A 14,955-nucleotide genomic window follows, 5' to 3' on the forward strand; every position below is an offset into this window, starting at 1 on the left:
TGATACCTTTGTATTAGAGCCCATTCCGGGCTCTTTTTTTTGATAAGGGAATTATGATTTTCTTCCGATGTGGATAAGTGGTGCATAAAGCCGGGGATACGCGAGTGGTCATCCGGGCTGAATGTGGTCGAAAAACCGACTACATCTTATCCGTCTATTTCTCGCCGAAACGGTACCGTCCTTGTGAAGGACGACAAAGCCGTTTACTCTTGTGTTTCTTAAATGTTATGTGCTCAGCTGCGGTCCTCAATCAACACAATTTCTCCATCCTTAATGCCGAATATAGACGTTCCCTTTAGCCGCAGCATATCACCGGCCGATAATCCTCCAGGCATATCTACGACAAGAATGCCTTCATAATCAATGGCCACCTCAACATTATTGTCAGGTCCTGCGCTGTACCCGATAATGATCTGGCGGCGGCTGGAGAACATCGTTGATGATTGCTCAGCCAATGCCCGGAATGCCGGGATGCCGCTGGTTTCCGTGGTGGTTACCCCATCCGAAATATTCCGGAAAATGATATTCTGGTGCATCAGGTCAACCATGCCTTGAATGTCAAAAGAATTATATGCCCTGATATACGTTTCAATGATGTCCTGTACTTCTTGGCTAACCATACAAAGACTCCTCTCTCTGGCCTGTTTAACAAGCAGCCGGTATAACTTTTATCTTTTTTATTCGCTGCTGGATGCTCCGGTTCCTTCCGTTGAGTTTAATCTGTGAATTCCTTGAACTGCATTAAATCAGTGCATGAATCCAGCTTTTATGGTAAATTTGACATGTCAGTGAAAACTTTCACTAGGTTTTTCGGATAGTGACTTTTATCACGTAAATGTGATTAGGATCACGTTACAATGGCATAAAGGAACAAATTTTAAGTAATTAGAAGGGGATAGGAATCATGGCTTATAACAAACCGCAGGGAATCGCTGAAGTGACGGTAGAGAACGGAGTCAAGAAGGCACATAATCCGCTTAGCACTGTACTCATTCTCGGTTTTCTGGGAGGGGCGTTTATTGCGCTCGGATTTTTGCTGGATATTCGTGTCATTGCCGGTGCGCCTGCCGAGTGGGGGTCCATCGCTAACTTCATCGGGGCTGCGGTGTTCCCGGTTGGACTCATTCTGGTGCTGCTTGCCGGAGGGGAACTGCTGACAGGCAATATGATGGCGGTGCCGCTGGCGTTCATTGCGAAGAAGATCTCGTTCTTGGAAGTGATCAAGAATCTGGTGCTGATCACGCTCAGCAACCTGGCAGGCGCCTTGTTCGTCGCTTATTTCTTCGGTCACATCGTTGGCCTTACATCAGATGGTGTGTATCTGGAGAAGCTGGTAAGTATGGCGGAGCATAAGATCGACGCTACGTTCCTGCAGGCTTTTATCTCCGGGATCGGCTGTAACTGGCTGGTAGCGCTGGCGGTATGGCTGTCGTACGGGGCAGACAATTTCAGCGGTAAAATCCTCGGTATCTGGTTCCCGACCATGGCGTTTGTGGCCATCGGCTTCCAGCACGTTGTAGCTAACATGTTCCTTATCCCTGCTGCGATCTTCGAAGGACATTTCACCTGGGGCCAGTATGTGGCCAACTTCGTTCCGGTCTGGCTGGGCAATCTGACGGGCGGCGCGATCTTCGTGGCTGCTGCGTACTGGATGGCCTATCTGCGCAAAGAGCCGGGAGCAGTGAGCTCGGCTGCAGGCGTCCCTGCTGCGGGCTTGAAGAAACACGCTTAATCAATATCGGACCTGACCCGGTGTGAATCGCCGGACTGTAACATAGCTTGGCCCAGGCACTTCCTGCTTCTCGGCACCCTGCTTCAAGGGATTCGTAGAGACAGGGAGTGTTTTTTTATGCAAATAAAAGAATCCGGACAAAACAAAATTCACCGTGCAATCCGATTCGGGGGAACGAAATCGGATCTCACGGTGAATAAAATAGGGAGTGTTTCATATGGATCATTACCCCGGGTTCCGGGGAACGAATCAGTGCCGGCAAGGTATTTTTGTTTACGTGTGAAAGAGCGGGTTATAGAATATTAATATCGCTGGCGGCGGTGAAGACGGGATTGATTTTCAATAGAATAATTCCCTGGTTTCCCGCGATACAGCATTAACGCGAATGCTTGCCCTGCCCCCTGTTTTCGGATGATACTGGATGGATTAATGACAGCTATGTTACAGGGGATGACAGACAAGATATGAGATTCATGCAGGCCTATCCGAAGGAAATTAAAGTATTCTTGATTGCCAGTCTTATTAATGCTACCGGCAGTGCGCTGATGTGGCCGCTGGTTACGATGTATGTATTCGATGAACTGGGACGCAGTATGAAGGACGCGGGGATCGTTCTGCTGGTGCAGTCACTTGGCGGGATTGCCGGTCAGCTGCTGGGCGGCTCGTTGTACCATAAGGTAGGGGTCAACCGCCTGATTGTCGGTGCTCTGGCCATGAATGCTCTGACGCTGTTTGCCCTCCCGTGGGCAAGCGGAAGCTGGAGCGTATTCATTATCGTGATGGGGCTGATGGGGCTGTTCAACTCCCTCTCCCTCCCGGCCATTCAGGCGTTTATCGGCTTCCGGTTCGCGGAGCAACGGGCAGAGCTGTTCAATATCATCTATGTTGCCAATAATATAGGGGTAGCCCTGGGAACTTCGCTGAGCGGCTTCCTGGGCAATTATATGCTGAGCTTTGTGCTCAACGGGGTTACCTCGGCCGTATTTGCCGGATTCTTCTTCGTCTATCTGCGCAAGGTAGGGGCGGCACCGGCTCAGGGCAAAGCCGCTAAGAAGCAGCCGCAGAATGAAGGTTCCGGCTGGAAACTTCTCGGCCATATACGGATCTACCTGTTCATGGCGCTGGGCTCGATGTTCCTGCTGATCGGTAATTCGATCTGGAACAGCGGAGTCTCGCCGTTCATTATCTCGGAGGGCTGGTCGAAGCAGCTATACGGCTTCCTCTGGACGCTGAACGGCGTGCTGATCTTCGCGGCGCAGCCGCTGGTCAGCCTGATCAAGCGCGGGTTCGCGCAGACGTCAACCGCGCAGATGACAGCAAGCGCCGTCTTTTACCTGGCCGGGTATGCTGTCATTCTGATGATGCCAAGCTATCCGGGGATGCTGCTGGGCATGGTGCTGGCTACGCTTGGGGAGATGCTGATCTCTCCGGCGATGCCTTCCTTCATCTCGGAGCATGCCCAGCGCAGCGCGCCGTTCTATCTCGGGCTTAGCGGCGGGATTGGTGCAATCGGCCGTGTCATCGGGCCCTATCTGATGGGCGTCCAGTTCGACAGGGGCGGTCTTGCGCCAACCGCCTGGCTGGCTTGCGGCATGGCCGTGCTGTCCGTGGGATACTTCGCGGTCCACGCCTATATCAATCGTTCGGCTGTACAGCCTGAGCGCAGGACTGCATAATCGTTCAGGCTGTAACTAATCCTTTTACTATGCTTAGTAAGGCAAGGGGTGTATTAATGATGCAACCAATCAACAGAGATGCTGCGCTGCTTATCCGGCCCTCCGAAATCAGGGATGCCCGTGAGCTGATCGTGCTGGATAATATGATCTGGACGGAGAATACAACCCCGGGTCCGCTGATGTGGCGCTCGCGGGAGGACTATCTGCTGCATGCGCCGCCCGGCTCCCAGCTGGTAGCCTTGCAGAACGGGGAGCTATGCGGTTATGTCGGCTTCGGCTGTCCCAGCGGGATGGAGAGCAACCGCCATGTATGCGAGGTGAATATCGCTGTGCACCCGCGCTTTCAGCGGCTGGGTGTAGGCACGCGGCTGATTGCGGAGATTAAGCGCCATGCCGCCAAGCATGGTATCCGCAAGCTGCGTCTGCGTGTGCTGTCCTGCAATACACCGGCGCTTAAGTTCTACCGCAAATGCGGATTCGAGGAAGAGGGACGGCTGCGGGAGGAATTCTACTTAAGCGGACGTTATGTGGATGAAGTATTTATGAGCTGCTGGCTGACGGGAGGAGAAGGGGATGGAGACTGAGATTAAGATGCAAGTCGTCTCGCTGAATGTCGGCAAGCCGAAGACGGTGGAGTACCGCGGCAAGCCGCTGGACACCGGAATCTACAAGCTGCCGGTAGCCGGGCCGCTTGCGCTTCGGGTGGGCGGGTTCACCGGGGACGGGCAAGCGGATCTGGTCAACCACGGAGGCCCCGACAAGGCGGTCTGTGTCTATCCGCTGGAGCATTATGCCCATTGGGAGGAGCGGCTGGGCCGGAAGCTGGAATATTCCGCCTTCGGCGAGAATATCACGGCGCGTGGACTGCTGGAGACTGAGGTGTGCATCGGGGATGTGTTAGAGATCGGTACAGCACTGCTGGAGGTGAGCCAGCCGCGCTTCCCGTGCTTCAAGCTCACGCAAAAGCATGGACCGGCAGATATGCCGGCCCAAGTGCTGTCCACCGGCTACAGCGGCTTCTACCTCCGCGTGCTGCGCGAAGGCAGCCTTGCAGCCGGGGACCCGATCGTGAAGCTTGCGAGCGGAGCAGGCCGTATCCCGGTGAGGCAGGTCCTGTACTCTATGGAGCACGGACGCAAGGACCATACCGGACTCGCGGAGCTTGCCCGCCTGGAGAGCCTTGCGGCTGGCCTCCGGGAGCGGTTCCGGGGCTGGCTGGCTGCGGCGGAGAGCTAGGTGGTGAAGGGGGATTGGTACGTGTGGGGCAGGGAGGGGAGCTGGGACACTGCTCCCACTTTCGCATCTGCACATGCCACTCTGTCATTCCGCCGCCCTCAACCCGCCTTTCAAGTAAACAAGTGGAAAAAGAACAACTAAAATAGTTAGTTTCAGCACTGTTAGACGAAATGTGGTCATTTAAGTGTTGATTATCCAACTATTGTCCGCACAAATGCAAATCGTTCATCAGCAAGTGGAGAAAATCCAACTATATCCGGTGTGCCCCCGAATCCGCCGAAAGTGGGCCGGTAGCGGAAATGAGGAGAAGAAGTGCCCCCGAATCCGCCTACCCGGCCCATCCCGTGCACCCTGAATGCTCAGCCCAACCGTGTTCTATGACCTGCATCCCTCCCTGTTCAGCCCAGCAGCTTCCATTCGCTGCGCAGCAGGCCGTACACTGCGTGGTTCACATAACCGGCAGGCAGCTTCTCGGCCTGGCGGATGACTCCTTCGAAGATGAATCCCAGCCGTTCGGGGATCGCTCGGCTGGCCAGGTTGCCTGTAGCGCAGCGGATCTCGATGCGGTTGAGCTCAAGCTCCAGCAGGGCGTAATCGACAAAGACCCGGCAGGCGCTGGTCATATAGCCTTGTCCCTCATAGCCTTCTCCCAGCCAGTAGCCGATGCCGACCGAACGGTTATGCCAGTCAATCTCGTGATAGCCGATAATTCCGGCCAGTTCCTCCCGCACCCATAGTCCGGCGGTGAAGCCCCCGTTATCAATGCCCTGCTTCACGGAGTTCTTGATGAACGTGGTAAGATGAGCCTGCTCGGTTACGCCATCCACCCAAGGCAGCCATTGCCTGAGCCGGTGGCGGGAGCGTTCCACCAGAGCGAACATCTGACGGGCATGCTCCGGCATGAGCAGCTTCAGCTTCAGCTCTTCATCTATGACATAATTAAACATGCGGCTGCCCCCTATGCGTTGTGAGATATAAGCCTCGCAGAACTAACGCTTCTGCCACTCCAAGGCGTAGATGTCTTCCTCCAGGGCCTGCATGCGCTGGAGGGCAAGCGTACGGCAGTCGCTAAGCGCCCCGTTATAGATCGCCGGTCCCAGCTCCTTCAGGAAGAACTCCAACAGATTGTCTGCGGCCAGGTGGCCGATCGTTTCCCCGCGCTCCGCCTCGAAGTAGGCACGGATATTCTCCGTAATCATCTCCCGCTGCTCTTTAGGCAGTTTTACCGGTTGCATAAGCATCCCCCTTTAGCGTAATATTCCTATATTTATCATGCTACTCCATCGCCAGGAGAGAAGTCAAAGGATGCGGGGGCTGCTTCTTAACTTTTAAAATATAAGAATTTATATGTTTCACACGATAAATTATCCTTCTATTTCTCGCTGAAGCGGTACCGTCCTTTAAAATGACGGCACCTGCCGCTTCCACTTGTTGAACATTCACTGCTTAACGGGTATATTAGTAGGAAACATGTTCATACAAGGAAGTAGTTATATTACAGAATGAAAGGTTGATCAATGTGGAGAACCAGGGTACACCCTCCAATTTCATTAAGAACGTCATTACCGAAGATCTCCGCTCGGGTAAGGTTAAGGAAGTCGTCACCCGCTTTCCGCCGGAGCCGAACGGTTATTTACATATCGGACATGCCAAGGCGATCTGGATTAACTTCACGCTGGCGGATGAGTTCGGCGGCAAAACCCACCTGAGATTCGATGACACGAATCCGCTCAAGGAAGATACCGAATACGTCAACTCCATCCAGGAGGATGTGAAATGGCTCGGATATGAATGGGAGGAGCTGCGGTTTGCCTCGGATTATTTCGGGGAGATGTATGCGCGTGCCGAGCTGCTGATCAAGAAGGGCAAGGCCTATGTCGATGATCTCAGCGCCGAGCAGATCCGTGAATTCCGGGGCACGCTGACGGAGCCGGGGCAGAATAGCCCTTACCGCGAACGTGGAGCAGAAGAGAACCTCGATCTGTTCCACCGCATGAAGGCGGGAGAATTCAAGGACGGCGAGAAGGTGCTGCGCGCCAAAATTGACATGTCCTCTCCTAACATCAATCTGCGTGACCCGGTCATCTACCGGATCTCCCACTCCCATCACCACAATACGGGGGACGCATGGTGCATTTATCCGATGTATACCTTCGCACATCCGCTGGAGGATGCCATTGAGCATGTCACCCATTCCCTCTGTTCCCTGGAGTTCGAGGATCAGCGCCCGTTCTATGACTGGGTTGTCGCGGAATGTGAGATGGAGGCTGCGCCGCATCAATATGAATTCGGACGCCTTAATCTGGCCCAGACGGTTACGAGCAAGCGCAAGCTGAAGCTGCTGGTCGATGAAGGCCATGTGGACGGCTGGGATGATCCCCGCATGCCGACGATCTCCGGGCTGCGCCGCCGCGGCTATACGCCGGAGGCCATCCGCAGCTTCGTGCATGAGACTGGTATCTCCAAGAGCCAGGGGCTGGTGGATCTGCAGATGCTGGAGCACTTCATCCGTGAAGATCTCAAGCTGACGGTTCCCCGGACGATGTCTGTGCTGCGGCCGCTGAAGGTGGTTATTACGAATTATCCCGAAGGCGAGACCGAATACTTCGAAATTGAGAACAATGTGGAGAACCCGGAGATGGGCAACCGCCAGATTCCGTTCTCCCGTGAGATCTATATTGAACGCGATGACTTCATGGAGGTTCCGCCGAATAAGTATTTCCGCTTGTTCCCCGGCAATGAAGTACGCCTTAAGAATGCTTATTTCATCAAGTGCAACGACTTCATCAAGGATGAGAACGGCGAAGTGGTGGAGCTGCATTGTACCTATGATCCTGAGACGAAGAGCGGCAGCGGGTTCACCGGCCGCAAGGTTAAGGGAACGCTGCACTGGGTAGATGCAGGACAGGCTGTGCCGGCGGAATTCCGCCTCTATGAGCCGCTGATCTCTGCTGAAGAGGCGGAGACGGATGCCGAAGTAGAAGGTCTGGAAGCTTCCGCGGACAAGCCGGAGCCAACCTTCCTGGATCAGCTGAATCCGAAGTCCATCGAGATCCTGCAGGGCTTCGTGGAGCCTGGGCTGAAGGACAGTGTGGCGCAGGACAAGTTCCAGTTCTTCCGTCACGGGTACTTCAACGTAGACAGCAAGTATTCATCGCCGGAGCATCTGGTGTTCAATCTGATTGTATCCCTCAAAAGCTCCTTCCAGCCCAAGAAAGGCTAGAAGAGCTGCATATAGCAAACAGGCTTGGTCTCCCACCGGGAGGCCAAGCCTGTTTGCTATATCTTGCGTGCACTGCTAGTCCTCCGCCAGCTCATCCTCTGGATCAGCCGGAGGGCGGTAGCTGCCGCGAATGACAGTGAGCCACATCATTCCGAAGCCGATTGCCCCGAACAGGGCAAGAAGCGCACCGGATTGATACATCGTCTGCGCGCCTAGGGTCTGATACATCCAGCCGCCGAGGACGCCGCCTAGAATGCCGGAAATTCCGCTCCAGGTGAGCGTGTAGAGAGCCTGTCCAGAGGAACGGTAGGGCCTAGGCACCAGCAGCATGGTCAACTGGGTTCCTACATAGAAGAAGCCGCCGAAGGTAATGGAGTGCAGCACCTGAATAAGTGCGACCTGCAATGGGGTCGTTGCATCGGCCATCAGCCACCACCGCAGGAAGAACAGCGCGCTGACCAGCGTGAGCGAGGCCAGCAGGACCGGGATTCTGCGCCGGAGAAAGTAATTGCACAGGAGCAGCACGCCCATCTCCAGGATGGAGGACAGGAATACAGCGAGACCGATCATAATCTTGCTTCCGCCCAGCTCCGTGATGTACAGTGACACAAAGGTGTTATTCATCGTATTCGGAATCGAGACCAGGATGCCGAAGAGGATGAAGCACAGGAAGAACGGGTTATGGAAGATCTGGCTCATGCCTTTGAAGGGCAAGGGGGCGATTCCGATCGAATGGTCCAGCTTCGGCAGCGTGATCAGTGCAATCATCGCTGCACAGAGCAGTGACGCAAACAGATACGACAACACAGAGATACCGGCCCATTCAATCACGGGACCGGCAAGGATGGCGGTGAAAGCCCAGCCTAGCGATCCCCATAACCGGAAAGAGCCAAAGCTGCGGCTGGTTCCGTCAATATAGCTGAGAATCATCGTGTTGCTCTGGGCGAACAGCGGCCCCTGGAAGAAATAGAAGAACAGAATGGATATGTAGATCATTTCATATGTATTAGCCTGAAAGACAAGTTGGGTCAAGACCAGCGTTCCCGTCAGCATGACGAGGACAATCCGCCGGATATTCTGATACCGGTCACTCCAGATGCCCCAGAAGGGGTTGGCAATAATGGATACCAGAGCGCCTACAGACATCAGGCTCCCGATCTCCAGCTTATTCATTCCTACATCCTGCAGATATAAGGGAAAGAAGCTGGTGAAGAGGACAACCGTTCCATATACGAAGAAGTTGAACCATTTCAGAGAGGTGAAAGACAGCTGCTTATCGAGATGATCCCGCAAACTTTGCACTCCTTTCCCGCTAGGATGCCTGCATTCTTGCTGTGGCCGTCTTATGATGCCGCTGATATCACTGTAACATTTGTTGAAAAGGGATACAAACCAACTTTTATGGGGAATTACAAATCAATGGCAAAATATCTGTTTAACTTCAGTTTACATAGGCCAGTTATTCTGGGTTCTAAGGCGGAAGCGGGGCCCGACTGCTCCATACATCTATCTGCCGGAAAAGGGGAGTTCTTATGAAAAACAAGCAAGCACCGCAGAAGCAGGGCGCGGCCATGAAGCCCTTCCTGAAGCTGCTGCACGAAACCAAGCCATCTTATCTGCTGCTGGCGCTGGCCCTTGGCCTCAGCATCATTTCGACCCTCGTCGGTCTGGTCATCCCCATGTTCACGAAGAATCTGGTGGACGGCTTCTCGCTGGCTTCTGTGAGCAAGCTGCAGATTGCCGGCATCGCCGGAGCGTTCATTGCGCAGACCGTGGCCGGCGGAGTCTCCATCTACCTTTTGAATGCCGTCGGGCAAAAGGTGGTAGCCGGGCTGCGTGACAGGCTGTGGCGCAAATTCCTGGTGCTGCCCGTATCCTATTACAATGAGAACCGGACAGGCGAGAGCGTCAGCCGGATGACTAATGATACAGGAATTCTCAAGACACTGATCTCGGAGCATCTGGCCAGTCTGTTCACCGGCCTCATCTCCATTGTCGGCTCTGTCCTGGTGTTGTTCTATCTGAACTGGAAAATGACGCTGGTGCTGTTCACGGTGCTTCCGCTGTCGGCGCTGATTCTGGTGCCGCTGGGACGGCAGATGTACAAGATCTCCAAGGGAACGCAGGACGAGACGGCCTCCTTCACCGCTGTGCTCAGCGGCGTATTGTCCGAGATCCGGCTGGTGAAATCCTCAGGAGCGGAGCAGAAGGAGTATGAAGCCGGACGGCAAGGGATTATGAACCTGCTGGGCTTCGGGATTCGTGAGGGCAAGATCAGCGCCCTGATCAGCCCGCTGATCTCCTTCGTCTTCATGATGCTGCTGGTGGTTATTATCGGCTATGGCGGGATGCTGGTATCCTCAGGGGCGCTCACGGCCGGTGAACTGGTCGCCTTTATTCTGTATCTGATTCAGATTATTATGCCGCTGACACAGCTGACGCAATTCTTCACCCAGCTCCAGAAGGCCAAGGGTGCCTCCGAGCGGATCATTGAGACCCTTGCAGCAGAGGAAGAGATGTATGAAGGCGTGGAAGAGGCTGAGGGCACAGAGGGGCCAATTGCTGTGGAAGACCTCAGCTTCGGATACAAGACGGGAGAGAAGGTACTGAACAAGGTAAGCTTCACTATGCTGCCGGGGCAGGTGACCGCTATTGTCGGCCCAAGCGGCGGCGGTAAAACAACCCTGTTCTCGCTGCTGGAACGCTTCTATGAACCGCAGAGCGGAGTCATCCGTCTGGACGGCAAGCCGGTATCGATGTTCTCCCTGAAATCCTGGCGGAAGCAAATCGGTTATGTCTCACAGGAAAGTCCGCTGCTGGCCGGTACCATTGCCGAGAATCTCGGATACGGGCTGGACCGCGAGATCAGCAAGGAGGAGTTGAAGCGGGCTGCGGCCATGGCCTACGCTGACGGATTCATTGAAGAGCTGCCGGACGGGTACAACACGGATGTCGGTGAGCGTGGGGTGAAGCTGTCCGGCGGACAGCGGCAGCGGATTGCCATCGCCAGAGCGCTGCTGCGCGATCCGAAGATACTCATGCTGGATGAGGCAACCTCAAGCCTCGACAGCCAGTCGGAGGCCGTAGTGCAGAAGGCGCTGGGCAATCTGATGCAGGGCCGGACCACAATTGTAATCGCCCACAGATTAGCTACGGTGGTGAACGCGGATCAGATTATTTTCATGGAAAAGGGCCGGATTACCGGCAAGGGCACGCATGAGGAGCTGCTGAGGGACCATGAGCTGTACCGTGAATTCGCCGAGCAGCAGCTGCAGCTGAACACACCCGAGCTTCTGAGCCAAGGGATAGAGGAGGGGACTACAGACTATGGTCAAAATACTGGTAGTGGACGACGATCCGCATATCCGCGAATTGGTGGGAGTGTTCCTGAGAGCTGAAGGGATGGCGGAGGTGCTGAGCGCTTCTGACGGACTGGAGGCGCTGCGGCTGCTCGAAGAGAGCACGGCGGATATGGCGATCATTGATATTATGATGCCGAATATGGACGGCTGGGAGCTGTGCCGGGAGCTGCGCAAGGAGTATGATTTTCCGATACTAATGCTGACGGCCAAAGGAGAGACCTCGCAGATTGTCAAAGGCTTCGAGCTGGGCACAGACGACTATCTGGTCAAGCCGTTCGAGCCGCCGGTGCTGATCGCCAGGGTCAAGGCACTGCTGAAGCGTTACCAGATTTCCGCCGCCCAGAGTGTTACCGTAGGCAGTCTGCGGATGAACCGCACAACCTACGAAGTGCTGTCGGAGCATGGCGAGTTCACGCTGCCGCTGAAGGAATTCGAGCTGCTCTTCAAGCTGGCCAGTTACCGGGGGCAGACGCTGACCCGCGATCGGCTCATTGAAGAGATTTGGGGCTATGATTATGAAGGCAATGAGCGGACGCTGGATGTACATGTGGGACGTCTGCGTGAGCGGTTTCCGCAGGAGCGATTCGGATTCTCCATTCGTACGATCCGGGGGCTTGGCTACCGGCTGGAGGGATAGGCATGAAGCGCAGAATCATGAAGATATGGGAGAAAATCGGTATAGTTGGACCTATAGCCGGAATGTTGATTATGCTCTATATCTCCTGGAACGGGAGCTATTTCGGATCAAAACTGCTGGTCCGTCATTTCGGCTGGTCCTTCTCTGAATACGGGTATCACTTGTTTGTGATGGCGATGCAGATTATCATCTTTTTCGTCAGCGGGGCGATTATTGCCTTCGCTACACGCGGCAAGGATCAGAATTTCTATAGGCCGATCCTTACGGCCATGCGGCAGATCTCGCAGGGCGATTTCAAGATTGAACTGGAGAACAGCGGCCAGTACCGGCAGTTCGGAGGGATTGTGGAAGGAATTAATGAAATGGCGAGCGAGCTGAGCCGGATGGAGCTGATGCGGCAGGACTTCATCGCAAGCGTCTCCCATGAGATCCAGTCGCCGCTGACCTCGATCCGCGGGTTCGCTGCCGCGCTTCAAGAGGAGAACCTCAGTCCGGATATCCGCAAGCATTATTTGGATATCATTGAAGCGGAGAGCCGCCGTCTGTCCGGCCTGAGTGATAATCTGCTGAAGCTGTCTGTGCTGGAGGCGGAGAGCTTCCCGTTCGAGCGCAAGCCTTATAGGCTGGATAAGCAAGTGCAGGCGATGATCCTGGCCGCAGAGCCGCAGTGGCTTGGCAAGGAGATTGAGGTGGAGGCCGAGCTTCAGGAGACCACCGTGAGCGCGGTACAGGATCTGCTGAGCCAGGTATGGACCAACCTGCTGCATAACAGCATCAAGTTCACCCCGCAGGGCGGACGGATCACCGTCTTTGTGCGCAGCATGGAGGAACGGGTGGAGGTGGAGGTCAGGGACAGCGGGCTCGGCATGACCGAAGAGGAGCTGGAGCGGATCTTCGAACGCTTCTATAAGGCGGATAAGTCCAGAAGCGTCAGCAGTGGAAGCGGAAGCGGGCTCGGCCTCCCGCTCGTGAAGAAGATCGTAGAGCTCCACGAAGGCAGCGTACACGTAACGAGCCGTCCCGGAGAGGGGACGGCCTTCATCGTGCGTTTGCCGCAGCAGAGCAGATGAACCTGCCGTTGATGCGGAGGGTCCGCCCCGGTATCCAGCAGAGGCCGTCCCCCGCCCGGAGATTGGCTATAGCTGCGGGTCCTTCCGCTTCACCCGGGTGTCCCAATAGCATAGCCCTGATCAAATGACCCGTATGCAGTCATTTGTTCAGGGCTATTTGTAGTCTGACGGTGATGGCTCTTATCACAGTCCTCTCCGGATCAGCTCAGCCAGCAGGGGGATGCCGTGCTCCAGCTCGGCCGCAGAGGCATAAGCGTAGGACAGCCTGAGATGCCTAACGTCGCTGCGGTCATACAGATCGCCTGTATTCAGCAGCAGTCCGGCACTTAGTGCTGCGCTGAACAGCTTGCGCGGAGGGACTGCCTGATGGAGAGACAACCAGATATAGAAGCCTCCTGCCGGCACATTCCAGGTTGCCAGTCCGGTGCAATGGAGCTTAAGCAGCTCAAGCATGTGGCTGCGGCGCGCGCGCAGTCTGCCCCGCAGCACCTGCAGGTGCTCCTCATGATAGCCGCCCGTAAGCCAGCTGGCGGCTGCCAGCTGAGACAGGGAGCTTGCGCCGTAATCGCTCTGCATCTTGATGTCGGCCAGCCGCCGGACGACCGGCTCCGGTCCGGCAATCCAGCCGATGCGCAGCCCGGGGCTGACAGCCTTGGACAGGGTACCGAGATGCAGGACCCGCCCCTCATGATCCAGCGCCTTCAGTGGAGGCGGAGGCGGGACGTCCAGCCATAATTCCTGGTAGGCCCCATCCTCCAGAATGGGCAGCCCGAGTCTGCCTGTGACCTCCATCAGCTCCCGGCGGCGTCCGGCATCCATCAAGATCCCTGTAGGATTGTGATAAGAAGGGATGCTGTACAGCATTGCGGCCTTACTGCGGACCGCCTCGGCTGCAAGCTGCTCCGGGATCAGACCGCGCTCATCCATAGGCAGGCCGCTGAATTTCACCCCCGCAGACTGAAAGGCATGAATCGAATACAGATAAGACGGCTTCTCCAGCAGAATAGATGAGCCGCGCGGCAACAGCCCAAGGGCAATGAGCTGAAGCCCCTGAAGGGCGCCGGAGGTAATCAGAATCGAGTCCGGTCCAGCGGTAATGCCGCTCCGGGCCAGTAACCCGCTGACCGCCGCCCGCAGCGCCGGATTACCGAGCGGCTCTTCATAGGAGAGCGGAGGCAGAACACGCTGCGCGAGTCCGGCCAGCACCTCATTCATCGCCGCTCCAGGCAGCAACTCGGGCGCAGGCTCCCCGGTCCCGAGCCGAATCAGACCGGGCACATATTCGAGCCGGTTAATATCCTGCACGGTAGGCAGGTTGGGATAGTGAGTCCCCTCCTCCACATAGTCATTCCAGTTGCCGGAGCGTTGCGGCTCAGAGGGCCCCGCTTCCCCGGCTTCTCCGGACGGTCTGGCGGAACCACCGGAAGCCGGGGGCGTTGAACGCACGCCTGTAACTATCGTTCCGCCGCCGCGTCTGCCTTCGATCAGGCCCAGCGCGGTCAGCTGGCCCAGCGCTGTAACCACCGTACTGCGGTTCACTCCGAACTGGCGGCTGAGCTCCCGCTGCGGGGCCAGACGCATACCGGGAGGCCAGGCCCCTGTGCTGATCTTCGCCATGAAGTAGTCGGAGATCTGGCCGTGAAGCGGCAGCGGAGAAGCCGGGTCCGGCTTCCAGGTGTCCGTCAGGACGGAGCGGGTACCAGCTTGCTGTGATCCAGTAGCTGCGGGCAGGGAATCCTCCGTATGTACGGATGGGCCGGGCGTGTTTATTTCTGTTGTTGTATGGTTGGGCCTTTGTGCATGTGTCAAGAGCAGGCTCCTTCCGGGCGAATTATTGTGCAAAAGCGAAAAAAAGCGAACTCACTGTCCCCTCACAGCCGCTACTGACTAACATTATCTCTCATTTCGTTCTCTCTTTCTCGTTCCTTCTTTCTTCCAGTCTACCATGATTCCTCCTCTTTCATTCATCTTGGTTGGTATGTGTCGCAGAACTTGGATGGTTACGGCAGCCACTATGGC

Annotated in this window: 13 protein-coding genes; 8 read left to right on the forward strand and 5 right to left on the reverse strand. The window is 55.7% G+C overall.

Features of this window, described 5'->3' with window-relative positions; genetic code table 11:
* Positions 1–233: 233 nt before the first annotated feature.
* Entirely contained in the window at positions 234–620 is a 387-nt protein-coding gene (locus NST04_RS06025) for a nuclear transport factor 2 family protein (RefSeq protein ID WP_341183565.1), read from the reverse strand.
* A gap of 284 nt (positions 621–904) precedes the next feature.
* On the opposite strand from NST04_RS06025, the gene NST04_RS06030 reads away from it, so the two are divergent.
* The 4 genes from NST04_RS06030 to NST04_RS06045 all read left to right on the forward strand — a co-directional run bounded on the left by NST04_RS06030 (position 905) and on the right by NST04_RS06045 (position 4,644).
* Positions 905–1,732: a formate/nitrite transporter family protein gene (locus NST04_RS06030; protein WP_341183566.1), complete on the forward strand. Its 828-nt coding sequence runs from the start codon at positions 905–907 to the stop codon at positions 1,730–1,732.
* 464 nt (positions 1,733–2,196) lie between these two features.
* A complete protein-coding gene (locus NST04_RS06035) occupies positions 2,197–3,408 on the forward strand; it encodes an MFS transporter (protein WP_341183567.1) in 1,212 nt (403 codons plus the stop codon).
* A 59-nt stretch (positions 3,409–3,467) separates the two neighbouring features.
* The gene (locus tag NST04_RS06040; protein WP_341185187.1) at positions 3,468–3,992 is read left to right on the forward strand and encodes a GNAT family N-acetyltransferase; all 525 of its coding nucleotides are present in this window, start codon (positions 3,468–3,470) and stop codon (positions 3,990–3,992) included.
* On the forward strand, positions 3,982–4,644 hold the full coding sequence (locus tag NST04_RS06045) for an MOSC domain-containing protein (protein WP_341183568.1): 663 nt from the start codon (positions 3,982–3,984) through the stop codon (positions 4,642–4,644). The genes NST04_RS06040 and NST04_RS06045 overlap by 11 nt, the downstream gene beginning before the upstream one ends.
* Positions 4,645–5,042: 398 nt before the next feature.
* Here the strand turns inward: NST04_RS06045 and NST04_RS06050 are convergent, their stop codons facing one another.
* On the reverse strand, positions 5,043–5,591 hold the full coding sequence (locus NST04_RS06050) for a GNAT family N-acetyltransferase (protein WP_341183569.1): 549 nt from the start codon (positions 5,589–5,591) through the stop codon (positions 5,043–5,045).
* A 42-nt stretch (positions 5,592–5,633) separates the two neighbouring features.
* Complete coding sequence (locus NST04_RS06055) at positions 5,634–5,879, reverse strand: DUF2164 domain-containing protein (protein WP_036690395.1); 246 nt, start codon at positions 5,877–5,879, stop codon at positions 5,634–5,636.
* A gap of 284 nt (positions 5,880–6,163) precedes the next feature.
* Between NST04_RS06055 and NST04_RS06060 the strand changes: the two genes are divergently transcribed.
* A complete protein-coding gene (locus NST04_RS06060) occupies positions 6,164–7,867 on the forward strand; it encodes a glutamine--tRNA ligase/YqeY domain fusion protein (protein WP_341185188.1) in 1,704 nt (567 codons plus the stop codon).
* Positions 7,868–7,942: 75 nt separating this feature from the next.
* On the opposite strand, the gene NST04_RS06065 is transcribed toward NST04_RS06060, so the two are convergent.
* Positions 7,943–9,160 (reverse strand): MFS transporter, encoded by a 1,218-nt coding sequence (locus NST04_RS06065; protein WP_341183570.1) that lies wholly within the window; start codon positions 9,158–9,160, stop codon positions 7,943–7,945.
* Positions 9,161–9,399: 239 nt separating this feature from the next.
* Between NST04_RS06065 and NST04_RS06070 the strand changes: the two genes are divergently transcribed.
* From NST04_RS06070 to NST04_RS06080, 3 genes are read left to right on the forward strand one after another with little or no spacing between them, the layout of a single operon-like run.
* Positions 9,400–11,265, forward strand: coding sequence for an ABC transporter ATP-binding protein (locus NST04_RS06070; RefSeq protein ID WP_341183571.1), 1,866 nt, complete (start codon positions 9,400–9,402; stop codon positions 11,263–11,265).
* Positions 11,195–11,866 carry a response regulator transcription factor gene (locus NST04_RS06075; RefSeq protein ID WP_341183572.1) on the forward strand — a complete coding sequence of 224 codons (672 nt, stop codon included), beginning with the start codon at positions 11,195–11,197 and terminating at the stop codon, positions 11,864–11,866. The genes NST04_RS06070 and NST04_RS06075 overlap by 71 nt, the downstream gene beginning before the upstream one ends.
* Before the next feature lie 2 nt (positions 11,867–11,868).
* Positions 11,869–12,936, forward strand: a complete 1,068-nt coding sequence (locus NST04_RS06080) for a sensor histidine kinase (RefSeq protein ID WP_341183573.1) — start codon at positions 11,869–11,871, stop codon at positions 12,934–12,936.
* 183 nt (positions 12,937–13,119) lie between these two features.
* Here NST04_RS06080 and NST04_RS06085 read toward each other — a convergent pair whose 3' ends face one another.
* Positions 13,120–14,745: an aminotransferase-like domain-containing protein gene (locus tag NST04_RS06085; RefSeq protein WP_341183574.1), complete on the reverse strand. Its 1,626-nt coding sequence runs from the start codon at positions 14,743–14,745 to the stop codon at positions 13,120–13,122.
* Between the last annotated feature and the right edge of the window lie 210 nt (positions 14,746–14,955).

Origin of the sequence: Paenibacillus sp. FSL H7-0756, assembly GCF_038006765.1 — a bacterium.
Classification (GTDB): domain Bacteria; phylum Bacillota; class Bacilli; order Paenibacillales; family Paenibacillaceae; genus Paenibacillus_AQ.